This is a genomic window from Aureitalea marina, assembly GCF_002943755.1.
GTDB classification, from domain to species: domain Bacteria; phylum Bacteroidota; class Bacteroidia; order Flavobacteriales; family Flavobacteriaceae; genus Aureitalea; species Aureitalea marina.
On the sequence record NZ_MQUB01000001.1, the window covers coordinates 2,983,615 to 3,007,021 of the forward strand.

A 23,407-nucleotide genomic window follows, 5' to 3' on the forward strand; every position below is an offset into this window, starting at 1 on the left:
CCTTTTTGAAGAACACATCCAACAAGAAATTGTCCCTGACCATGGCTACCGCCTTAGTTGTGGGGAACATGATTGGGGTAGGTATTTACCTCTTGCCGGCCAGTTTGGCCGGCCGGGGTTGGGTCAGCGTACTAGGATGGGTCTTTACAGCTGCCGGAGCTTTGATCTTGGCTCGAATTTTCGGAAAGATGAGTGTATTGGTGCCCAACAAAAGTGGTGGGCCATATGCCTATACCCGGGCTGGATTCGGGGATTTTATGGGATTTCTCATCGCTTGGGGCTATTGGATCACCTGTTGGGTGGGTAATGCCGCCATTGTGATCGCTACGGTGGGGGCCCTTCAATTCTTCTTCCCCTCCTGGAATGACCAGGTGTGGCCACAGGTATTGGTAGGCCTTGGTCTGTTGTGGTCCCTGACCTTGCTCAATAGCCGGGGAGTGCGAGAATCAGGGCTGTTCCAGGTTGTTACTGTAATTATCAAGATCCTGCCCATGATCTTTGTGATCCTTATCGGTGCATTCTATTTTTCCTGGGACAATTTTCCTCCATTTATAACTACCGGAGATACACCCTGGGGAGCAGTTGCGGGAGTGGCAACGCTTACACTCTATGCTTTTTTAGGGTTAGAGAGTGCTTCCATTCCAGCAGCCGAGGTTGATAATCCTGAGAAAAATATACCCAAGGCTACTTTTTACGGGACCCTGGCCTCCACCGTATTCTATATTTTAGGTACCATAGTCCTATTTGGAATGTTACCCTGGCAGGAACTTTCCCAGTCTACAGCTCCTTTTGCCGATGCAGCACAATTACTCGGTGGGGAATGGTCTGCCTATTTTGTGGCTGCCGGAGCATTTGTTTCCGGGGTCGGCGCCCTGAATGGTTGGGTTTTGATCACTGCCCAAGTTCCCTTGGCTACAGCAGAAGACGATTTATTTCCTGTAGTCTTTAAGCGGAAGAGCGGGAGAGGAGTGCCTTTACATGGCCTAATAATAGGGAGCAGTCTTACCTCCCTTTTATTGTTGATGACCGCCTCCGATCAATTGGTGGAGCAATTCGAGTTCATTGGTTTCCTCACTGTTTTCACAAGCTTGGTGCCTTATATGTTTGTAGCTGCTGCTTATGTGCTGATGAGTATAGACGAACGGCTAGCTCCAAAATCGCTAACGTCGGCCATCATTCTTGGATCTTTAGGCTTTGCCTATACGGCCTGGACCATCTATGGCTCGGGTCAAGAGGCGGTTTTTTATGGGTTTTTACTCCTGATGGCCGGTTTACCGTTCTACTGGCGTATGCGTTGGAATAAACTGAAAAGGAGGGATCAGGAGGCAGATAAGTCCAGATAAAAAGGATTTACTAACTCGATGTATTCGGAGCTAAAGCTTCCGTCGCTATTCCGCAGGCAGAGTGTTTCCTCAAGAAGTTCCTTTTCGAAGAAGGAGAATTCCAGTAAACATCGCTTGAACGGGGCATTCGGATTGCCTTGTACGCGACAACGACGTACCAAATATACCTCGTGCTTTTTGGCTAGCTCCAGTAGTTCCAATTCCCGATCCTCGGGTATAATAATCGCCAGTCGTCCATCCCCAGAAAGCAAGTGCAAAGAACAGACCAGAAGGTGTTCCAGGGGTAGTGCGTCATCAAATCGGGCTTGGTTTCGAGCTGGATCATTGCTAATCGTGCCTGAGCTAAAGAAAGGTGGGTTAGAGGCAATGAGGTCATATTCTTCCTCCATCTCACTGGCGTATTCCTGAATACTGGCATGATAACAGAACAGTCTGTCAGCCCAAGGACTGGCTTCAAAATTCTGAACACACTGCTCATAGGCATCGTGATCAATTTCGACGGCATCGATTAGTGTCGCATCCGATCTTTGCGCAAGTTGAAGGGCAATGAGTCCTGTTCCAGTACCAATGTCAAGGATGGTTTGGGGTTGGTGTGCAATACTGGCCCATGCCCCTAGCAGTACACCATCTGTACCCACTTTCATGGCTGTTTTGTCCTGATGTACGGTGAATTGCTTAAAGCGAAACGGTTGATCCATTAGAGGTAAAGATCGATCAAACCCTCCGGAACTGCAACCCGGATCTCTTTCTTATCCCGGTCTACGCGCTTGATGAAGTCGTCGTTAATAGGAATCAGGACCTCTTGTCCTTTGTGGTCAATAACAAATAAGGCCTGATTGGTGGTATCGTTAACACTTTTAACCGAACCCACTGCTCCGAAGTGCTCGTCGATCACCTCGAATCCGATTATCTCGTGAAAATAGAATTTGTTGTCGCTTAAAGGGGGAAGGATACTTAGGGGAAGGAAAAGTTCTTTTCCCAGCAATGACTCTGCATCCTCTTCGCTCTGAACATCTTCAAATTGAATCCGCAGTAATTGAGATTTATGCAGTTGGGCGTGTTCTATAAAAAAAGGAATCAGCCTGTGGTCCAATTCCACAAAGACTGATTCCAAATTTTCGTAGATCTCCGGGTCGTCACTGTCCAGTCGGACCAATAACTCCCCTCTGAAACTGTATTTCTTGACTATTTTACCGAGGTAGAAACACTCCTCCTTTTGCATGGGAGAGAATTTACTCTTCCTCCTTGGCTGCTTCTTCCGTAGCAGCAGCTTCTGCAGTCTCTTCAACTACTTCTTCAGCTTCCTCTGCGGCAGCCTCGGCCTCTTCTGCAACTGCTTCAGCAATACGAGCTTCATTGACAGCCTTCTCGGCAGCAAGAGCTTCTGCCTCGGCAGCGGCCTTACCTTGAGCGATCTTATCGGCTTTAGCAGCTACGGCTTTTGCTTTTTCTTCAACCCAGTCGTTGAATTTGGCCTCGGCTTGCTCTTCAGTCAGAGCTCCTTTGCGGACACCTTCGGCCAGGTGCTTTTTTAGCATAGCACCTTTGTAAGATAAAATGGCACGGGCTGTATCGGTAGGCTGAGCACCGTTTTGCATCCATTGTACAGCTCCATCAACGTTCAGGTTGATTTCGGCTGGATTTACGTTTGGATTGTAGGTTCCCAATTTTTCCAAGAACTTACCATCTCGCTTGGCACGGCTATCCGCAGCAACGATCCAGTAAAATGGTTTTCCTTTCTTTCCGTGTCTTTGTAATCTGATCTTAACAGGCATACTAATTAATTTTTGAGGTTCCCGACCCCAGTTATAATTTTTTTCAGGCTGCAAAGATAGGCTTTTTTCCCGTTTGGAATTCAACCAATTAAACTTTTATTTTATCTTTGTTTATCAACCATTACGCCCTGTAATCATGAAAACCAAGGTTTTTTTCCTGCTAGTCGCTGTGCTAACCCTGTGGTCCTGTTCTGAGGACGATCCGCCACCACTATTATTAAGAGCTGTAAACGCTGATTTCTTCTTTGATGCGACCTCCACAAGTGCTGTTCAGAATCCTGATGGAACTTACACCATTACCGGTACCGGGGACAGAGGAAAAATCACCATTATTCTCAATGATATCGCATTAGGGTACAAGCAGTTCAATGGCGATGGAATCGTGATCTACGAATCGGCGAACGGTGTTGTATACACGACCTTGTCTAACCCCAATGCCTCTTTCACAGGGAGCATGGTTATGGAAACGACAGGAGCAACTATATCAGGTAGGTTTAAGTTTACAGGCTACAACGGGCAGAATCCTCTCGAATTCAGGCAGGGAGAATTCAACAACATAGCGGTAGGGGCACCGGATCCTTCAGATTCGGAGGATTAATAAACCTTAAAAACACATTTGAACCCGCTCAGCATGAGCGGGTTTTTTGTTGAAAACCTAGCTGCTTTTCTTAATAAGTTACTGCTCATTAGCGCAGGTGGATTTTGTATTTTTAAACCTCGTTCCAACCTCCAATTTGTCCTGATATATGTTCCTGATTTTTGACACGGAAACCACCGGATTACCCAAGAATTATAAAGCAGCTGTAAGCGATACAGACAACTGGCCACGCTGTATTCAGATCGCATGGCAGTTGCATGATGAAATGGGTGTTTTGTTGGAGCGCGCCGATTTCCTGGTGCAGCCGGACGGGTTTGACATTCCATACGATTCTGAACGTATTCACGGTATCTCTACTGAACTTGCCGCCAGAGATGGTGTTCCCCTAACTGAGGTGGCAACAGCTTTTGCCGAGGTGATGGGCAAAGCTAAATTCATAGTGGGTCAAAATGTGGATTTCGATGTGAATATCATGGGTTGCGAATTCTACCGCCTGGGTATGGAAACTCCTTTGACGGAGATGCCTGTACTTGATACCTGTACCGAGACCACAGCCCAACTCTGCCAGATTCCAGGGGGTCGAGGGGTAAGTTCAAACTACCCACCCTGACGGAGTTGCATCAACATTTGTTTGGCGTACCCTTTGCCGAGGCTCACAACGCTACCGCAGATGTAGAAGCGACAACGCGCTGTTTCCTAGAATTAATTCGGCAACGGAGCTTTACCATTGAGCAGCTGGACGTAGCACCGGATTATTTGGTCCGTTACGATCAGGCTAACCCTAAGCCTGTACAATTGATAGGCATAGAACATATCAACCTGAAAGCGGCTTCGGCAGCTATCAGAAAGGAATTAGAAGCTCAATTGGATTCGGATGCCGGTCAGATTAAGACCAGCCAGGAAGACCTTGATCGCTTGCAGCGGTCACCCTTTGTCCATTTACATAACCATTCGCAGTTTTCAATATTACAATCTACTGCCTCTACCAAAAACCTGGTGGAAGCGGCGGCTGCAGATGGAATGCCGGCGGTGGCCATTACCGATAGCGGCAACATGATGGGCGCTTTTCACTTTGTTCAGGCCGTCCATCAGCACAATTCTGGTTTGTCCGAGGAGGATGCAGAGAAGAAGATCAAACCCATAGTAGGGTGCGAATTCTTTGTCTGTACGGATCATCAAGATCGATCGCATAAGGATAACGGATATCAAGTCGTATTCCTGGCCAAGAATAAAGAAGGGTATCACAACTTGGCCAAGATGGCTTCGCTTGCTTATACGGATGGGTTTTATTATGTCCCCCGAATAGACAGGAAGATCGTGGAGCAATACAAAGGTGAGTTGATCGTGCTAACCGGCAGTCTCTACGGAGAAGTGCCCTCCAAGGTGTTAAACATCGGAGAGCGTCAGGCGGAAGAGGCCTTGCTATGGTGGAAGGAGCAATTTGGTGAGGATCTCTATATCGAGTTGATGCGTCACGGGCAGGAGGACGAGGAGCGGGTAAATCGGGTCCTGGTCGAATTTGCCTCCAAGCATGATGTTCAGCTTATCGCCACCAACAATACCTATTACATCAATAAAGAGGATGCCAACGCCCACGACATTCTGTTATGCGTCAAGGATGGAGAGAAGCAAGCGACTCCCATTGGTCGAGGCCGGGGATATCGTTATGGGTTGCCCAATCAGGAATACTACTTCAAGACGCAAGAAGAGATGAAGGCCCTCTTTAAGGATATGCCGGAGGCTATTATCAACATTGAGGGACTGCTGAATAAGATCCAGGATTACAGGTTGACCAGGGATGTATTACTGCCCAATTTTGAGATACCCGCCGAGTTTCTGGATCCCATGGATGCCGATGGGGGAAAACGCGGAGAGAACGAATACCTGAAGGATTTGACCTTCAAAGGTGCTGAGAAGCGTTATGAAGAGGTCTCTCCAGAAATTGCAGAACGGCTCAATTTTGAATTGGAGGTTATCGCCAATACCGGTTATCCGGGTTATTTCCTTATTGTTCAGGACCTGATTGCAGAAGCTCGCAAAATGGGGGTTTCCGTTGGTCCAGGCCGGGGTTCTGCAGCGGGAAGCGCAGTGGCCTATTGCCTCGGTATTACCAACATTGATCCCATTGAATACGATCTACTTTTTGAGCGTTTCCTGAATCCGGATCGGATCAGCATGCCGGATATCGATATCGACTTTGACGACGAGGGTCGTTCCAAGGTGATGGATTATGTGATCGACAAATATGGTGCCAACCAGGTAGCCCAGATCATCACTTATGGTACCATGGCCGCCAAGTCCTCTATTCGGGACACAGCCCGGGTTTTAGACCTGCCACTTCCCGATGCGGATCGTATCGCCAAGTTGATCCCTAATATGACCAAACTAGGCAAGATCTTTGCCATGGACGATGGGCAGATACGTTCTAAATTCCGCTCTGAAGAAGTAGCTGGAGTACACCAGCTTTTGGATCTTTCCAAAGGAAATGATCTGGACGCCCAGACCATCAACCAGGCCAAGGTACTTGAAGGATCCGTCAGAAATACGGGGATACATGCCTGTGGGGTCATCATCACCCCTGAGGATATCACCAATTTCGTCCCTGTCGCTACCGCCAAGGATTCCGATCTCTACGTTACTCAATTCGACAACGCGGTGGTCGAAAGTGCGGGCCTCCTAAAAATGGACTTCCTTGGTCTTAAAACCTTGACTTTGATCAAGGATACGGTCAAATTGGTGAAGCATCGTCACAACATCGTCTTGGATCCGGATAGCTTCCCGTTGGATGATGAAAAGACCTACGAACTCTTCCAGCGCGGTGAAACGGTTGGGATCTTCCAGTACGAATCGGTGGGGATGCAGAAGTACATGAAGGAACTGAAACCGACGGTGTTTGCCGATCTGATAGCGATGAATGCTCTTTACCGGCCAGGTCCATTAGAATATATTCCTTCCTTTGTCCGTCGAAAGAATGGGGAGGAGGAGATCAGCTATGATCTGCCGGCCATGGAAGAGTACCTGCAGGAGACCTACGGAATTACAGTCTATCAAGAGCAGGTCATGTTGCTTTCACAGAAGCTGGCTGGTTTCACCAAAGGTGAGGCTGATGTGTTGCGTAAGGCCATGGGTAAAAAGCAGAAGGCAGTCTTAGATAAGATGAAACCTCAATTCATCGACCAGGCGGTTGAAAAAGGGCATCCGGAAGAGGTGTTAGAAAAGATCTGGAAAGACTGGGAAGCCTTTGCGAGTTATGCCTTCAATAAATCCCACTCCACCTGTTACGCCTGGATCGCCTACCAGACTGCTTACCTCAAGGCGCACTATCCGGCGGAGTACATGGCGGCGGTGCTCTCCAACAATATGAACGACATCAAACAGGTGACTTTTTTCATGGAAGAGGCTCGCAGAATGGGCTTGGAGGTACTTGGTCCTGATGTGAACGAATCCTTTTACAAATTCACGGTTAATGACCAAGGGGCGGTCCGTTTCGGGATGGGAGCCATCAAAGGAGTAGGTGGAGGAGCTGTAGCCACTATAGTGGAGCACCGTAAGGACGGGAAATATCGTTCCATCTTCGATCTGGCTAAACGAGTAGATCTTAGGGCGGCCAATAAAAAAGCGTTTGAGAATCTGATCTATGCCGGTGGCTTTGACAGCTTCGGCAATCACCGGGCCCAGTATATGTATCCGGACCCGGATGGGCAATTGTTCTTCGAAAAGGTGATCCGATACGCGGCACGTTACCAGGAGTCTCAGAATTCTTCACAGGTGAGCTTGTTTGGTGAAGCTAGTGAGGTAACCATACCGGAGCCGGAAGTTCCACCCTGCGAGACCTGGGGTACCATGAAAAAACTCAAGCAAGAAAAAGAGGTTGTCGGGATCTATATCTCTGGCCATCCTCTGGACGACTTTAAATTGGAGATGGAGAGTTTCTGCAATGCCAAAGTGGGAGATTTTAATGATCTGGAATCCCTGGTAAACCGAGATCTGACTATTGGAGGAATCATTGGTGATGTCCAGCACAGAGAATCGCGTAATGGTAAGGGATGGGCTCTTTTTACGGTGGAAGATTACGAGGATAGCTATGAGTTCCGAATCTTTGGAGAAGATTATCTGAAATGGCGTCATTTCCTAGTGCCGGATTCCTTTGTGTACGTTCGGATAAGGGTGAATGAGGGGTATATGGATAAGAATACAGGCAAGAGGCGAGAGCCTCGCTTGGTCTACAATCATTTCCAGATGCTTCACGATGTCATGGATAGCCAGGCCCGCAAACTGACCATCAAGATGCCATTGGAACAGTTGGAAGAAGATCAGCTGAATTCCTTGAAGAAGTTGCTCCACGATCACAAAGGCGAGAAACAATTACACTTCACACTCTACGACCGGGAGGATAAGGTCAAATTGAACATGCCTAGCAGAAAACACAAGGTCAACATTAGTAAGGAGTTATTAGACGAGCTGACCAATAAGAAGCTTCTTTATCAATTGAATTAGGAGCTATAAGCCCAGACAATGAGGCTATTATTTCAACTAATGAAATTGACGTAAGAATAGCGGTAAATAACGACTACTTTTGCGAAACATTAATTATAGAACAGATGGCTTTAGAAATAACAGATGCAACCTTCGAGGAAACTGTACTGAAGAGTGATAAACCCGTAATGGTCGATTTTTGGGCGGCCTGGTGTGGACCTTGCCGAATGGTAGGACCCATCATTGACGAAATTAGTAACGACTATGACGGGAAAGCCGTTGTAGGTAAGGTGGACGTAGATGCCCACCAGGAATTTGCAGCCAAGTATGGTGTGCGTAACATTCCTACCGTTCTTGTCTTTGACAAAGGAGAATTGGTTGGGCGCCAGGTTGGTGTTGCACCAAAGAACGTATATGCCGAAGCGTTGGATTCGCTTCTGTAAGAAAAGGAAAAATTAAGTTAAGGAAGGCCTCCGTTAGGGGGCCTTTTTTTATATTCGTTTACAACTAGAAAAAAGACCATGGAACGTATCAATAAAGCTCAAGACCTGATCGATAATCAACTGCTCAACGACCGTAAAATTTTCCTTTGGGGGATGGTCGATGACGAAACTGCTCAACATGTAGTAGAGCGACTGTACTACCTGGATTCCGTATCCAATGAAGAGATCCAGTTCTATATCAATAGTCCGGGAGGATACGTTACTGCTGGCTTTTCCATGTACGATACCATCAAGAACATTAAGAGTCCGGTGTCTACTATTTGTACCGGTCTGGCGGCCTCCATGGGAAGTATATTGCTTTCGGCAGGAGAAAAAGGCCGACGTTTTATCGAGCCTCACGCTAGGGTAATGATCCATCAACCCAGTGGAGGAGCCCGCGGTCCTGCCAGTGATATCGAGATCACAGCAACCGAGATCATCAAGACCAAAGAGATCTCTGCCCGTATTCTTGCCGATAATTGTGGCCAGGATTTTGACAAGGTCATGAAAGACTTTAACCGCGATCATTGGATGGGAGCGGAGGAGTCTGTTCAGTATGGGATTGTAGATGGAATATTGGGCTAGACCAGAAGCGTCAGTTCGAGTGTTTTTTGAACGAAGTGAAAAAAATGTATCGAGAACTTCTCGATACTAATTCTATTCGTTCCGCATAAAATTCACTCGAAGTGACGAACGAAACATACTATTTGATAAAATCGAATTGACTATAGAAAAGGAAATAAACGAAATCCCGGGGTTTAAGAATCTCGAGCTATTAGCTACCCAGATGGTGGAGGGGTTTATTTCTGGTTTGCATAAAAGTCCCTTCCATGGATTTTCTGCCGAGTTTGCCGAGCATAAGATCTACAATACAGGAGAGAGTACGCGTCACATTGACTGGAAGCTCTTTGCTAAGACAGACAAGCTCTATACAAAGCGCTATGATGAGGAAACCAACCTGCGTTGCCACCTGATCCTGGACAATAGCAGTTCTATGCACTATCCGGATAAGAAGGAGTTCAACATTAACTCCCTCAACAAAGTGGCTTTCTCTGTGCTTGCTTCGGCCGCCATCATGAACCTGATGAAGCGGCAACGAGATGCCGTAGGATTGAGTGTCTACAGTGATCAGTATGAGTTCTATGCCAATGAGAAGGGGAGTGAAAGGCATCATCATATGCTGCTGGATCAGCTGAACAAGGCATTGATAAGAGGCAAAGAAGCGAAAGGGACCAGGACCTATACTTATTTACATCAGATTGCAGAGAAACTGAAAAGGCGTTCCCTGGTATTTTTATTTACCGATATGTTCCAAAGCGACCTGGAGGAACAGAAACTGTTCGAAGCCTTGCAACACCTTCGTTATAACAAGCACGAAGTGGTTCTTTTTCATGTTTACGATAAGGAACACGAGTTGGACTTCGACTTCTCCAACAGTCCCAGACGCTATGTGGATGTGGAAACAGGAGAGCATATCGACCTCTATGCCGATAACATCCGGGAAGGCTATCAAAAGGCTGTTGGGGACTATTTCCAGGAGCTGAAACTCAAGTGCGGGCAGTATATGATCAAGTATGTGCCGGCCGATATCGGAGAGTCCTTCAATAACATCCTGACGACGTACCTAGTGGAGCGGCAGAAGTTTGGTTGAGTTGTAGATCGTGAGTCGTGAGTCGTTATTCGTGAATCGAATCTCAACCCTTCGGTTAACGCTTCACTCTTCACGCTTCACGGTCAAAAAAAAGCAATCTTTTTTTGACAAACTATTTGTCGTTATCGGTAAGCAACGTATATTTGCCACCGCTGAAAAGCAATTTCTTCAACGTCCGGCTGTCGCCGGAGCCCACAGGGCAAGAAAATTGGTCTGGTAGTTCAGTTGGTTAGAATACCTGCCTGTCACGCAGGGGGTCGCGAGTTCGAGTCTCGTCCAGACCGCAAGGTCCTGAATCAAGTTCAGGAGAAACACGTTGTGTTGTGAACGTTTAAGCCGTCAAGGCTTATTCAGTTGACTAATGAAAGGCTTATCCGAGAGGATGGGCTTTTTTTGTTTTGGGTCAAATCAAAATATTTTCCCAATTAGCTTGCCGCTCAGTTTATTAAACGTAGATTTGACCCAATATTGGCGGTATCACGGGAAAGTATCGCAACATACATCAGACAGTAATAATGTTTCCTGGGATTATTTGACAAGTTTTATTTTTCTTCTAGTTGTAGATATTCTTCCCTAGTTTTTAGTATTCCTTTTCTTTTCCTTTTTCATTTAGCACGTCTTTTATAGTGGATCCGGTTAAACAGTGATCTTGCCAATAGTTAACACTTATTATCAATAGGAGATTCGTAAAGGAACATTCGATGATCTCCAAGTAAAATGCAGAAATCATGCAAAAAGGAACTGTTAAGTTTTTCAACAACTCAAAAGGATTTGGATTTATCACTTCAGAGGAGTCCCAAGAAGACATTTTTGTCCACATTACGGGCTTGGTCGACGAGGTCAGAGATGGTGATGAGGTCACTTTCGAAACCGCTCAAGGAAAGAAAGGGCTTAATGCTGTCAATGTAAGACTGGCGTAAGTCAATGGGTTGTTAGTCAAATAACGATTCAATTCAATATTAAAAGCCCATCCAGGAGGATGGGCTTTTTTTTATCTCTATGAGAATTTTAGCTTTCTTAAAGATTCATTCTCTGTAGAGGTAGCAGATAGATTAATTTATTGGAATGTCTATACCAGGATTTGCAGTCAAAATAGTACAGGAATTGCAACTACTTCTCAGCTGTTAAGTGTCGATGACTGCAGATCTACGCGTTTGCTTGTATTCCATGATCTTTTAAAGCGCTGCATAAAAGTTAGTGCGCAAACTACAGATGTTGATAGTCCCATTAAGACCATTGAAAATAGAATTGTTAGCACTCCGGTATTGTAATTGACGTTCCAGGAATCTAGAATTGTAGCAGCAAAAACGGAGTCAATTTGATACATGTAAAAAGCCATAAATGCCGTGAACACAAGGGTAGCGACTGCGCCGCTCATAAACCCGGCTTGCCAAAGATCCTGGTATTTTGATTTTGGGTTCGTTCTGCGGTGATGTTGAGTTGCTCGGTATATACCACCTCCAAATAGGACAGCGTTAAAAATACTGAAAACAGGATACTGATGCAGACCAAATAATTTCATGGTCAGAAAAAAAGCGACTAAAAAGAAAGCGATAGTAAATCCGTAACGGATATGAATATTAAGCATAATTTTTTATTTCAAGATCGCATAAAAACAGACAAAATTCATAAAAAATCAGGAAATTAATAGTAAATTAACATTTCTTGAACGAAAAAATTAAGTATCGTTGGTTTTTTCCAAGCCTTTAGCAACGACAATGAATAATCAAAATTGATCTATTTCGGAGATATGGACGTTCTACTAATTGTTTTAAAATTTATTGTATCCATTAGTATTCTCAATGTTTGGTTGTTTAGATTTAAAAAGCCAACTCCTTGGCGTGGAGGAGATGCGAAGAACTTGCTGGATGAATTTGATGCCTATGGTCTGTCCAATGGAGTTGCTTATGCAGTTGGAATAATTAAAGTCGGGCTTGCAATACTTCTTTTGAGTTCGATTTACTGGGAGCAACTAACATGGTTTGCTGCAGGAGGGATTATAGTTACCATGGCAGGTGCCATCGCAATGCATGTCAAGATCCACGATCCCATAAAAAAATCGTTACCGGCATTTATTTTTCTTACCCTCTGCGTCATTATTGTATTCTTGACTCATTAGATATCTAACTTGGAACCGGAGACAGGGATTAAGTTCAGATGAAATTACCCATTTGATAATTCTGTAATCTCAACTTGCAAATTACGAGTAACAACACCTTTTGGCCGGAGAAAAAGTCAAACTAAACAAGAGTTTGGTCATCCTGGAACTCATTTTCTATTGTTTTGAAACTAAATACTAATGATTCGGTTTAAAACAGAGTTTTTAGAGAACTAAGGCGGATATCACTTTTTTCGGTTAATGGGCTACAATGAGTTTCTCTTTCCAAATTTTATTGTCCTCTGTTGTAATAACCATGTAGTATAATCCACTCGTTAGGGGAGAAACATCAATAGAATCTTGTGTGTTATGGTTTGTCAGCTCCAGTACTATTTTTCCCAATTGATCATAAAAACAGATAGAATTAATTGTATCCTTCCCGCTGATATAGATCTGGTCGGATGTTGGATTGGGGGTAACCTGAAATAGAGCGGATGAAAATTCATCAACTGCCAGATTTGCATCCTGATAAATCCGGACGTAATCTATCTCCATAGAGCTCTGTGTGAATGTCGGGTCAATTTCTGGTAATATTGCGACATTTAATAGTAGGTATTGATTCGCTACGAAAGGCCATGTGTCCGAATTTTGCTGTTCGGGACTGTAACGATAGTGTTCAGTGCCGTCCACACTAAAAATAATCTCCTGAGGAGTCCACGTCATGGTATATATGTGAAACTCCTCGGATACATTGGATACAGTCTGCCCTCCTTTGTTTACCGTATTGCCATGGCTTGAAGGGGTATGTAACGCGCTTTGAATATAATTTTGATTATTCCCCCAATGCTCCATGATATCTATTTCTCCACAGATTGGCCATGGAACCGTTCCAAAGTTGTCAGTCCAATAGCCTCCAGGTTCGATAATATTCTGTCCTAGGCTCCATAATGCTGGCCAAGTGCCAACACCAGAGGGTAATTTGGCTCTGATCTCTACCATTCCGTAAGTAAAGGCAAACTTAGAGTTTAATCGTGCTGAAGTGTATTCTTTGGTTACCCCCTGATCAGTGAAAGTTTCTTTGATCGCGTTTATTTTTAAAGTACCATTACTCACTTCGCTGTTCACTAATCGATTTGTATAGTGTTGGATTTCTCCATTGTACCAACTCTGCCCATCGGGAAGAAGCGTTTGATGAAACCAATTGTCGCTATTGACAGCTCCACTGACATCAAACTCATCCGCCCAAATTAACTCGTAGTTGGTTTCCTGGGCCATGAAAGACAATGTTTGTAAAAGCATTATTAAAAAAACAATTCGTTGCATTTTCATTTTTGAATTTTTCTTATTCCTAATTGCTGTTTGTCCAGGCTCAAAAATTGAGCTCTTGCAGGTTACAAAACGCATATTCTGTTCATTTGCCTTCTAATCCTAAGAGTTTTTCCCACTTTGTAACTTGTTTATTTCCTTGAAGATCGACATAAATCACAACCTGATAGACGTCTCCATTCATTAACTCAAGGTCAAAACCATAGTTCATACCACTTACCACTTGCTGCTTGGCACTGCTTATTGATTTAATGGGCTGATCGAACTCCTTCTCAGTGAGGGCATATTCTGCCAGTGATTCTATTTGCTCATTAACCTCAACACTTTTCCATCCGCCAACGATATCTCTAGGCTGTTCAGTCTCCTCTTGTTGAGATGAATTTTGATCCTGTTTGGGGTTCTTACAGTGCATGAGAGTCAATGAAATTAAGCATAGAGTCCAAATTTTTAATTGCATGACATTGAATTTTATTTAATTAGTCAATCTTTTTGAATCTGCAAACTAACTTATTGGTTGAATCGAACAGTTGAAGTTCCACGCCGTCTTTTATGTACATCGACACCGAGGCCAATGTAGGGCCTAATTCGGCAGGGATGGTCATGTCTGGACACATCTTTCGGGTGGTTGCCAAGGGTCCAAACAAAAGTTTGTTCATTGATAAAGACTCAATTTTACCTCGAAAATTGTTGCAACCATCGTATCCAATAACGGTAAGGGTTCTGGTGTTGATCTCTAAAGTGGGCAATTCCCCTGTCCGCTGATCATCAACAACAGGGTTGCCATTAAGTTCGGTCAGCTTCCAGATATCATTCAATTCCATAACTGGGTCCATTTCTTTTGAGAGTACTGCTAAAAGTTTAAATTCCAATAAGGATTTATCCGCCGCTAGTTCTTCGGGCAATAAACTGTCAACCTGTACCTGAATACGATAAATAAATCCTGGTTCAAATTCGAACCCTTCAATGTCAAAGTAGAAAAGATTCCATGGCCCATCCTCAGTTTCCTTTACTTGATAACATTGCATCGGGCCCACGCCTGTGCAGTCCACTTTTGCACTGTTCACCCAGAGTGTTTTTTCTTTCACTTTAGTTCCGCAAGCCCAAAAAAGCAATGTGCAGCTCAAAAAAGGCAATAACCAGCATCGTATTCGCATCTCAGACCAGATTTTGGAAGTTATCACGGTTTCTTATTATATATGATCTCTCCTCCTTTTATGGTTTGCTCAACATTGAGGTTGGCTAGTTGCATTGGATCTATCTTCAATGGGTTTTTGTCCAGGATCACGAAGTCAGCCACTTTGCCCACCTCGATAGTCCCCTTGGATTTTTCTTCGAAATGTTGATAGGCCGCCCAGTCTGTTAAGGCTTTTAATGCTAAAAAGGGACTAATTCGTTCGTCCGGGCCAATTATTTGGCCACTTCGAGAGGCACGTGTAACCGTTGCCGATAATACTCGTATGGAACTGGGTAAGGCAACTGGTGCATCGTGATGACTAGTAAACCTTAAACCCTTTTTATAAGCTGTATTGGTTGGCGATATTTTGTATGCACGCTCTTTTCCCAATACAGAATTGACGTGATAATCTCCCCAATAAAAGGTGTGCATTGGGAAAAATGATGGCCACATTTTCTCTTTTACAAAGCTATCCAATTGTTCTTCTCGGGCTGTTTGGGCATGGATTATCACCGTTCTTCTGTCATTGTTGCCAAATTCCTTATTCGCCCTACTGACAGCAGCTATATATTGATCAATAGCGGAGTCCCCATTACAATGTGCTAATATTTGGAGATTGTTTTGGTAGGCATCTGCAACATGTTTGTACGCGTCTTCATCTGTCATACTCTCATATCCGTGATAATCGGCAGGTTCTCCAGCAGGAGGTATGAAGTAAGGATGGGATAGCCATGCTGTTTTTCCTTGAGGTGAACCATCCAGATTTAATTTCACCCCACCAATCCGGTATTTATTCGTGTATGTTTTGCCCTGATATTTGGAATTGGCAGCATCCCGATTACTCAAAATATCAACATAAGAGACAATGTCCAGAATTAATTCATCTTTTTCGGCAGCTCGCTCCATTGTTGCTGTGCCATCAGGGGTACTGCGTCCTTCTTGGGCGGTAGTGTAGCCAAATGAGGCATACAGCTTTTGTCCCTTAACCAACATATCATCCTGCAATTCGGGTTTCATTTGCGGAAGAATTTTGGTGAGTAATACCATAAAGTGGGCAACTTCTTCCAAAATACCATTCGGTTCATTACTTCCGTCAATACGTCTTATCTTACCTCCTTTCGGGTCTTGAGTTTCCGCTGTATAACCGGCCAATTCTAAACCTTTTGAGTTTACCACAGAAAGGTGACCAGACTGGTGGATGATGTATATCGGAATATCGGTCGATACGGCATCGAGGTCCTCTTTTGTAGGATATCTATCCAACTGTGAGTCGTCATAACCAAACCCAATGATCCATCCTGTTGAGTCAATAAACTCCTGATTACTTCCTATCCAATCTCTCAGTATTTGTTGCAAGGATTCTACACTATTTCCATCACCGTCCGGAGGAGGTAATAAGTTGGCAGATGCCGCTTGCAGCCCAACATTAAAAACGTGGCCATGTCCATCTATGAACCCTGGTAACATCGTTTGGCCATTTAAGTCCACTTCTTTGGCTTTTCCTCCAAACTGGGCCATTGCATCTTCTTTGCTGCCCACAAAAATGATCTGTCCCTCCCGCTGTACGACGGCTTCTACATAACTGGCCTCTTCCCCTGCCATAGTGAGGATATCACCATTGTGGTAGATGGTTTGGCGCAATTGATAGGGTTCTGCCACTGCCTCGTTTTCAGGTCCCTCTTTTTTGGTCGAATTGTTGCATGACATTAGAATCAGGAAACATAATCCAGAGAATGAGATAAATTTCTTCATGATGGTCTATTTTGATGGTTTCATATTATTTGATTTTACGATGTTGAAATCACCTTCGTAAATGGTAGCAAGGACGTTTATGTCTTTGATGTTCATCGGTTCGATACTAAACGGACTTTCGTTTAATATCACAAAATTCGCCCGCTTACCTTCTGCGATCGATCCTATTTGCTCTTCTAAATTGAGGGTGCGAGCAGCATCAATTGTTATCGCACGCATGGCGTCGTATACTGAAATGCGCTGATCTTGAGAAAAAGCACTGTTCTGGGATGTTACCCTGTTAACGGAAGTCCAGGCTAAGGTTAAGGGTTCCATGGGAGCCATGGAAAAATCAGAATGAAATGACACGGGTATTTCCCGTTGGACTAAACTATTGATACGAACAAGATTCTCTGCCCTGTCCTTGCCCAAACCGTTTTCACTGTATTTATCTGCCAGGGCCCAAAGGTAATACGGATTGACAGAAGCCTCAACTCCCAGGTTTTTCATTTCTTCGGCCATGCCATCTGTGAAATAACCCATATGATGAAGGGTAAGTCGATGATCGGTTCGCGGGTTGCGTTCCTGGTCCAGCTCCAGGTAATCCAATACCTGCTGAATTCCTTTATCTCCGTTGGAGTGTACGTGAATTTTATAGCCATTGTCCCAATAAAGGCTGATTTGTTCTTGAAATAGGTCTAAAGGTGTCATCCATTCTCCATGATGGCCATCTGTATAATCCTCTTTCATCTGCATTAATTGGGAGTAGATGGCGCCGTCGGAAAATAGTTTTACCTGTTTGGGTAAAAAATGGATGTTATGGCTACTATAGGTCTCGTCTAAGGTCTCCATAAATTCCATAGCCTGCTTATTGCCTCCTTTCATCCCAAAAAGTTGGGTTCCGCTTGGAATTAAGTAGACATCGTACGGAGGATTTTTTGCCATTTCTTGCTTTAACAAGGTTAGCTCGCCATCAAAATCGGCGCTGGGGAATCCGGGTTCTGCTACTGTCGTAATTCCGTTCTTCTGGATCAATTGGGTCATCATCCCAAGCCCCTCCATGTAGCGAGTTGGCTCTAACATAATGGGCGCCATTTTAGGTACAAGGGCCAGCCAACCCCCTTCGTAAAAATGTCCTTTATCCCATTCTACCTGTGGGTTTCCATCGAATTCTTCCTCTTCGATGCCAAGGAGCTCGATGGCAGCATCATTCAAATATATTTCATGGAAAGAGCGGTGGATAATTCCAACAGGTTTTTCACGAGTTATTGCGTTAATCATATCTCGGGAAAGCTCCCCATGCCATAATTGATGATACCCCCAGATAAAGTACATTTCACCTGCTTTGGCATTGTCGTTAATCGAGTTGGTAATACGTTCCATGTACTGCTGATGTCCTGTCACCCCTTTTTTGATACCGTTTGGTAAGACCCAATCGTAGGGCGCAATGATCTCATTGGGTAACATAGTTGCGGCCAAGGAAGGATGTACGTGTGGCTCTACAAAGCCGGGCATTAGTACATTTCCTTTCAAGTCGTGTTGCTTGGCATCAGGAAATTGTTCAAGTGCTTTAGCCAGATCACCTACAAATATGATCTCATCACCTTGAGTCACAACTGCTTCTCTAATTTCCAATACTTCCCCTTGCATGGTAATGATATCACCGCCAGAGTAAAGGACAAAATCAATTTTTGAGTTATTTTCCGAACTTTCGGTTTTGTATTTATCTGTAGAAGAGGTGTTGTCAGAACTGTTTTTACAACCGATTGCAGTTATGGCGATCAATACGAGCAGTTTGAATAGATTTTTCATCATCATTTTATTTACTGTTATTTTAAAGGCGTCCTCCGTTGTAGATGTCGAAATCTATATGGGGTCTTACTTTGGGGCCATGTGGTCCCCAGGTTACATTAACACCAGCTTTAGTCCCGTAACGGGTATTCGAGCAATTGTTGAATACAAGTAAAATGACGATACTAAATACAGCGATGAAGATTCTTTTTAAATGTTTCATTCGAATTAGTTTTCTTGTTGTACGGCTACTAAAGCCCCGTGGGGGTCCTGGATAATCCCTAGTTTGCCGTTTCTGATAGTGTCAGTTGGAGATAAAATAACATCACCTCCAGCCTGTTTCGTTGTAGTTACCATAGCAGAGGGTGAGGCTACCTTAACATATGGTACCCACTGGCCTCCTTGATTCGTGACAGGATTTTTAATCATTCCAGCAAGTATGACCTCACCCTTTGTGAAATACCAATAAGGCTTGTTTTCACTGATGACTTCTCGAGTTTCCACCTCGAATGTTTGCTCATAAAATTCTTTTGACTGCTCAGGGTCATCAGACCATAATTCTATTCCGAGCCATGAATTTGTCCCTGAATCCGACATCGCAGGACTATTTATCGCGTTCTTAGAAGACAAAGAAAACACGCTTCCTTGTGGTCCTTCGAGAATCACTTGTTTTCCAAGACTAGCTACTTTCAGTGGCTTTACGGCTAGTTTGGCGCCATTCGAAATCGCTAATTTAATACGACTGTTAAGCTCTGATGCTTCTAGCGGAAGCGAAGAAATCCATGTAGAGGATTGAATATTGGGAACTTCGATCATCCCGCCAATTACCGTTTCTTCATTTAAAATTATTGTGTACTTAAAACCTTTAATGTTTTCTTCCTTGTAAGACCAACCAAACAAAGTCTTGTAAAATAGCTTGGAGGCTTTTAAGTCTGGTGTTATTAGATCGTGCCATATACCAGAGCTGTATTCTTGGTGGTCCATTAGTGGGCACATTTCTGGGACTTTGGTTGAGTTTACATCAGGATGATTCCATGCCTTGGTGGTTGTACTCAGTACGATAATTAATACAAGGTAAACTAATTTCATTTCTTCGTGTTTTTTGCCTCCTCAAGAGGACATGGTTTTAGTTGAGCAACATTTTCTTCAATGCCTGTATTGGTACAATTGTTTGAGCTTCCTAATATCCTGCCTATTGTTCAGATGTGACATTGTGTAGTAAATCCTTATTCTCCTACTATGTCCTTTTATTGCATATTAGTCTACCAATCGAGTTATACAAAATAAACAAGCCTACTCTGGCAAAAAATGATGGTGTCGGGTCCCAATTTACTTGTAAACCAACACCTTCTTAACATGCGCTGTTTGGCAGGAGTACCTGGAATAGACTTCTTGGCAATTTATATCCGTATTATTAAAAATTACTTCTTCTGTCGGCAAATTAAAGCCAGGTCATTCAGCATAGGTCGGTCTACGGAGTGAAAGCCCCCTTATTCAATAATTGCAGAACTAAAATTGGCGAGAAGTCGGAACAGGTGTTTGTAATTCCTGCATCCCACTCAAACCCGGTGTCAAGTCATCTTATGAGTCTCAAACAAAAGCTAATGAAAGAGTTAACTCAGGAATAATTTTTTTACGTTCGTTTTTATTTTAAAGATAGTGACAAAAAATTTATTGTTTGTCTTACTTCGTGAGACGGGATAATTCGACCATTTGGGGTTTGTTGCCTCTTTTCAAAAATAGGCTCAAGCATAGTGCCCTCACTGTTGTTAGATATTCCTCAGTATTGCTTATAGCTTGCCAAGTGATGGGAATAGCTTTATAAAACGTTCTGGGAAAGGGGCTGTAATCACAAGTGATCTGTCTTCAAATGGATGAACTAATTCCAGTGAAAAGGCATGCAGATACATGCCTTTGCCTTTTAAGATCAAATTTTCAGGGGTGTAGTCTCGGTCGCCCAGTATGGGGTTTCCTAATTCGGAAAGGTGAATTCGAAGCTGGTGACGCCTGCCGGTTTCAGGTTCCAATTTGACCAGATTCAGCAGCTTAAATCTTGGTGAAACTTGTGAGGCGACACATTTAAAAGTACTTACCGCTTTTTTCCCATCGATCGGCTTGTCGATGATCCCGGAAGAGTTCATTTCACCAATGGTCACGGCGTAATAGCATTTCCGGATCTTCTTTTCTTCAAAAAGTTTGGACAGTCTGCGCAAGCTTTCAGCGGTTTTGCCAATTAGAAGTATTCCGGTTGTAGCGAAGTCCAACCTATGTGCCGGCTGAGGTGTTACTGCATCCTGTTCCGGGCTTACTTCCAGATTCTGAGATAAAGCGTTGGCGATGGTCCTAAACTGATTTCCACTGACCAAGATCCCCGCAGGCTTATCAATGATCGCCAGATGGTCGTCCTCATAGATCACCTGAAGCTTCAACTTAAATGATCGTTTGGGTATAACCAATAGGGGAGGAGCGTAAACGATGGTTTCACCACCTTGGATCATGGTGGCCGTGCTAGCGATTCGATCATTCACGCGTATATGTCCTTTCTTAAGCGCCTTCTTCAGAGCTGATTTTGTCGGGATAGCATCAAACAAGCCAACACCGTATTCTTGTATTCTCTCGGGAGAAACTGTTGACGGAACCGAATGCGAATGAGAAATGGACATTTTAGAGCTTACTCAGGTGCGGAATAAAGTATTGGTCAATTGTTTAGTGCGGTAGTTTAGTCCGAGACTGCAGCCGCGTACTTCTTCATTTCGGAGGTGATCAGGGTAAGGGCATCCTCCCATGCTTTCATCAGCTTGCCGGAATACATATCTCCCAGGGTCTCCGCTATGGTATCCAAGAGTGCTTTAAGCACTACGGGATAATGTTCTTCGGTCACCCCATATTTCACGTGGCTCTCTCCCAACAGTTTAAGCCCCATATTTAAGTATTCGGGCCTGCTCATTGAATACACGATCCCACCGAGCATATGGGTCAGTAAACGTCCTTGGGCCAGCATATTCTTTTTGAATAGACTCCTGGCTTCCGGAGCAATTTCAAATACTTTAGAATAGAAACGGTCGGCAAATTCATCTTCATTCTCCAGCAGGTAATCCAGTGATCGTTGTAGCTCCAATTGCACATCAACTCCTTTGAATCCGATTACTTCGTAAACAGTCGTCTCGTGATCATGACCATCTAGGGTTACGCTAACGTCTTTTCCAAATTCGACCGTGTCGGTTGCAAATCCGGCCAAAACCGATTGGGAGATCAAAATGCTGGTACCCAATTTCTTGTTCAGTCCCTGGATTCGACTTGCTGTATTGATCGGATCGCCTACAACGGCAAACTGCTTGTGTTTTGGATGACCCAGGTGACCAATGTAGGCTCGTCCAAAATTGATCCCGATACCCATACGCAGTCTTACATCAAAATCGACCAGTTCGATCCTGTTCAATCGTTCAACCGCATACTGCATACCGAGCGCAGCTCGTAAAGCATCTCTACAATTCTTGTCTCTTAATCCTCCGGAGACCCCGAAAATACCAATGACCTCATCGCCAACATACTGGTAAATGATCCCATTGTTCAATAAGATAGGCTCACCCAAAACCGTGTAGAACCGATTTAGGATATGGGCCACATCAAAACTGGAATGCTCAGTAGTTAGTTTGGTAAACCCTCTGATGTCGCAGAACAAGATGGCCACTGCGCGTTCTTCCGGATTGCCTTCCGGGACGGTTTCCAGCTGTAGTTTATTGATCTCGGAACTGGTCCATACCAAGCGTTGAATGGTCACATTTCCCTGAATGTGGCATTGACAGGCCAGACGGATGGATGGATCCCACTTTCTAGATCTGGCTATTTCCTTTTCCTTGAAGGTCCTTGGGTTTATATTGCCATGCCCATCTAGGATGCGGATCCGACAAGTCGTACACATACCGTGGCCTCCGCATTCGTGGATGTGTGGTATTTGGTTACTGATTGAGCAATCTAGGATGGTACCAGTGAGATCTTCGCAGATTACGTCCTGATTAATACTAGAATAGGTAATCCTCGGGAATTTGCTCATGGCTGTAGAAGCACTTCATTAATAGGAATTTAAGTTAAACAAATTTGATGGTATAAAATAAAAAAGGCCTGTCTCGGAAGGAAACAGGCCTCATCTGTTTTTTTGAGATCCTTAGTTCTGTGTCAATGCTTTGACATGCGCAAATACTTCGACCCCGTTAATTACTGTTTCTACTTCCTGATCCATCATTTTAATTCCCTTGACTCGGTTCACTGTACCGTCCGGAGCAACGGCGATTACCCTATACATGATCGGTTGAGCCGTAATGGCCCGTATATGGATCACATTTCCCGAACGGCTAAATCCTTTTACATCGATGATCTCCCCATCGTCGGTCAGCGCTTTTATGTCCAGGATGGTACCGTCCTGTGAAATGGCCTTGACAGGATATAATTTGTCATTTTTCTTCACGATGAGTTTGATGGGTAGTCGTTGCCCATCCACCAGTGCTTTCACATTGAGCAGGCTGGTATCATCGGAGTCCTGTATGGCCTTTACGTCATGTATGTTCCCATCCTTATCAATCGCCTTTACCCGAAGCAGGCCCCAGGTTGGACTGTATGCCTTTACATTCCAGTAGATCTCTACAGGGGTAGCGGTTTCAGGCTTGTCCAGTTTTTCCCGGTCCTGGTCTAAGACCTGGGCCATGGATATCGAGCTAAACAGAATTATGACCAGATAAACTAATGGATGTACTTGGTGTTGAAGTTGTGCTTTCATGAGTTGACTATTGTAGAACTAAACTAGTTATACATCTCAGTTTGGACTATGATGAAAATCAGTAGACGCCGTTCGCCTTTGGCATTGGTATGTTTCCCTCATTAAAGAATCAGCTTGGCTAATTGTTGTTATTTTAACCATTGGGATCAACATACTTTGCGGTATGATTAATGCTAATAACCATTACG

21 protein-coding genes, 1 tRNA gene and 1 pseudogene are annotated in these 23,407 nt (G+C 44.1%); 9 read left to right on the forward strand and 14 right to left on the reverse strand.

Going from position 1 to position 23,407, the window contains the following annotated elements:
* The first annotated feature begins 5 nt into the window (after positions 1-5).
* Positions 6-1,343: an amino acid permease gene (locus tag BST85_RS13795; protein WP_245917704.1), complete on the forward strand. Its 1,338-nt coding sequence runs from the start codon at positions 6-8 to the stop codon at positions 1,341-1,343.
* Here the strand turns inward: BST85_RS13795 and BST85_RS13800 are convergent.
* The 3 genes from BST85_RS13800 to BST85_RS13810 are packed head-to-tail and all read right to left on the reverse strand — an operon-like array spanning position 1,319 to position 3,118.
* The gene (locus tag BST85_RS13800; RefSeq protein ID WP_104813800.1) at positions 1,319-2,041 is read right to left on the reverse strand and encodes a tRNA1(Val) (adenine(37)-N6)-methyltransferase; all 723 of its coding nucleotides are present in this window, start codon (positions 2,039-2,041) and stop codon (positions 1,319-1,321) included. The genes BST85_RS13795 and BST85_RS13800 overlap by 25 nt on opposite strands.
* Positions 2,041-2,565, reverse strand: a complete 525-nt coding sequence (gene rimM / locus BST85_RS13805; protein ID WP_104813801.1) for a ribosome maturation factor RimM — start codon at positions 2,563-2,565, stop codon at positions 2,041-2,043. The genes BST85_RS13800 and rimM overlap by 1 nt, the downstream gene beginning before the upstream one ends.
* Before the next feature lie 10 nt (positions 2,566-2,575).
* Entirely contained in the window at positions 2,576-3,118 is a 543-nt protein-coding gene (locus tag BST85_RS13810) for a 30S ribosomal protein S16 (protein ID WP_104814022.1), read from the reverse strand.
* 136 nt (positions 3,119-3,254) lie between these two features.
* On the opposite strand from BST85_RS13810, the gene BST85_RS13815 reads away from it, so the two are divergent.
* The 7 genes and pseudogenes from BST85_RS13815 (at position 3,255) to BST85_RS13845 (ending at position 11,245) form a co-directional block, all read left to right on the forward strand.
* The gene (locus tag BST85_RS13815; RefSeq protein ID WP_146090741.1) at positions 3,255-3,716 is read left to right on the forward strand and encodes a DUF6252 domain-containing protein; all 462 of its coding nucleotides are present in this window, start codon (positions 3,255-3,257) and stop codon (positions 3,714-3,716) included.
* Positions 3,717-3,864: 148 nt separating this feature from the next.
* Positions 3,865-8,213: pseudogene (gene dnaE / locus BST85_RS13820) on the forward strand (DNA polymerase III subunit alpha).
* A gap of 104 nt (positions 8,214-8,317) precedes the next feature.
* The gene (trxA, locus tag BST85_RS13825; RefSeq protein WP_104813803.1) at positions 8,318-8,635 is read left to right on the forward strand and encodes a thioredoxin; all 318 of its coding nucleotides are present in this window, start codon (positions 8,318-8,320) and stop codon (positions 8,633-8,635) included.
* Positions 8,636-8,713: 78 nt separating this feature from the next.
* Entirely contained in the window at positions 8,714-9,259 is a 546-nt protein-coding gene (locus BST85_RS13830; RefSeq protein WP_104813804.1) for a ClpP family protease, read from the forward strand.
* A gap of 202 nt (positions 9,260-9,461) precedes the next feature.
* On the forward strand, positions 9,462-10,325 hold the full coding sequence (locus tag BST85_RS13835; protein WP_425427907.1) for a DUF58 domain-containing protein: 864 nt from the start codon (positions 9,462-9,464) through the stop codon (positions 10,323-10,325).
* A 210-nt stretch (positions 10,326-10,535) separates the two neighbouring features.
* Positions 10,536-10,609, forward strand: a tRNA-Asp gene (locus tag BST85_RS13840).
* Between the two features lie 444 nt (positions 10,610-11,053).
* Positions 11,054-11,245, forward strand: coding sequence for a cold-shock protein (locus BST85_RS13845; RefSeq protein WP_104813806.1), 192 nt, complete (start codon positions 11,054-11,056; stop codon positions 11,243-11,245).
* Between the two features lie 197 nt (positions 11,246-11,442).
* Here the strand turns inward: BST85_RS13845 and BST85_RS13850 are convergent, their stop codons facing one another.
* Positions 11,443-11,913: a DUF4199 domain-containing protein gene (locus tag BST85_RS13850; RefSeq protein ID WP_104813807.1), complete on the reverse strand. Its 471-nt coding sequence runs from the start codon at positions 11,911-11,913 to the stop codon at positions 11,443-11,445.
* Between the two features lie 162 nt (positions 11,914-12,075).
* Here BST85_RS13850 and BST85_RS13855 point away from each other — a divergent pair, with 162 nt between their 5' ends.
* A complete protein-coding gene (locus BST85_RS13855) occupies positions 12,076-12,444 on the forward strand; it encodes a DoxX family protein (RefSeq protein WP_104813808.1) in 369 nt (122 codons plus the stop codon).
* A 237-nt stretch (positions 12,445-12,681) separates the two neighbouring features.
* Here BST85_RS13855 and BST85_RS13860 read toward each other — a convergent pair whose 3' ends face one another.
* The 10 genes from BST85_RS13860 to BST85_RS13900 all read right to left on the reverse strand — a co-directional run bounded on the left by BST85_RS13860 (position 12,682) and on the right by BST85_RS13900 (position 23,219).
* Positions 12,682-13,827, reverse strand: a complete 1,146-nt coding sequence (locus BST85_RS13860; protein ID WP_104813809.1) for a glycoside hydrolase family 16 protein — start codon at positions 13,825-13,827, stop codon at positions 12,682-12,684.
* 7 nt (positions 13,828-13,834) lie between these two features.
* Positions 13,835-14,206, reverse strand: a complete 372-nt coding sequence (locus BST85_RS13865; RefSeq protein ID WP_146090742.1) for a cystatin domain-containing protein — start codon at positions 14,204-14,206, stop codon at positions 13,835-13,837.
* A gap of 19 nt (positions 14,207-14,225) precedes the next feature.
* Positions 14,226-14,813, reverse strand: a complete 588-nt coding sequence (locus BST85_RS13870; protein ID WP_181040033.1) for a DUF4377 domain-containing protein — start codon at positions 14,811-14,813, stop codon at positions 14,226-14,228.
* A gap of 113 nt (positions 14,814-14,926) precedes the next feature.
* Positions 14,927-16,675, reverse strand: a complete 1,749-nt coding sequence (locus BST85_RS13875) for an amidohydrolase (RefSeq protein ID WP_219842127.1) — start codon at positions 16,673-16,675, stop codon at positions 14,927-14,929.
* A 6-nt stretch (positions 16,676-16,681) separates the two neighbouring features.
* Entirely contained in the window at positions 16,682-18,466 is a 1,785-nt protein-coding gene (locus BST85_RS13880) for an amidohydrolase (protein ID WP_219842128.1), read from the reverse strand.
* 22 nt (positions 18,467-18,488) lie between these two features.
* Complete coding sequence (locus BST85_RS14270; protein WP_146090743.1) at positions 18,489-18,668, reverse strand: hypothetical protein; 180 nt, start codon at positions 18,666-18,668, stop codon at positions 18,489-18,491.
* A 5-nt stretch (positions 18,669-18,673) separates the two neighbouring features.
* Positions 18,674-19,534 (reverse strand): VOC family protein, encoded by an 861-nt coding sequence (locus BST85_RS13885; RefSeq protein WP_104813814.1) that lies wholly within the window; start codon positions 19,532-19,534, stop codon positions 18,674-18,676.
* A 701-nt stretch (positions 19,535-20,235) separates the two neighbouring features.
* Entirely contained in the window at positions 20,236-21,108 is an 873-nt protein-coding gene (locus BST85_RS13890; RefSeq protein ID WP_104813815.1) for an RluA family pseudouridine synthase, read from the reverse strand.
* Between the two features lie 56 nt (positions 21,109-21,164).
* Positions 21,165-22,499, reverse strand: coding sequence for an adenylate/guanylate cyclase domain-containing protein (locus BST85_RS13895; protein WP_104813816.1), 1,335 nt, complete (start codon positions 22,497-22,499; stop codon positions 21,165-21,167).
* Between the two features lie 111 nt (positions 22,500-22,610).
* Positions 22,611-23,219, reverse strand: a complete 609-nt coding sequence (locus tag BST85_RS13900; protein ID WP_146090744.1) for a DUF7486 family protein — start codon at positions 23,217-23,219, stop codon at positions 22,611-22,613.
* Between the last annotated feature and the right edge of the window lie 188 nt (positions 23,220-23,407).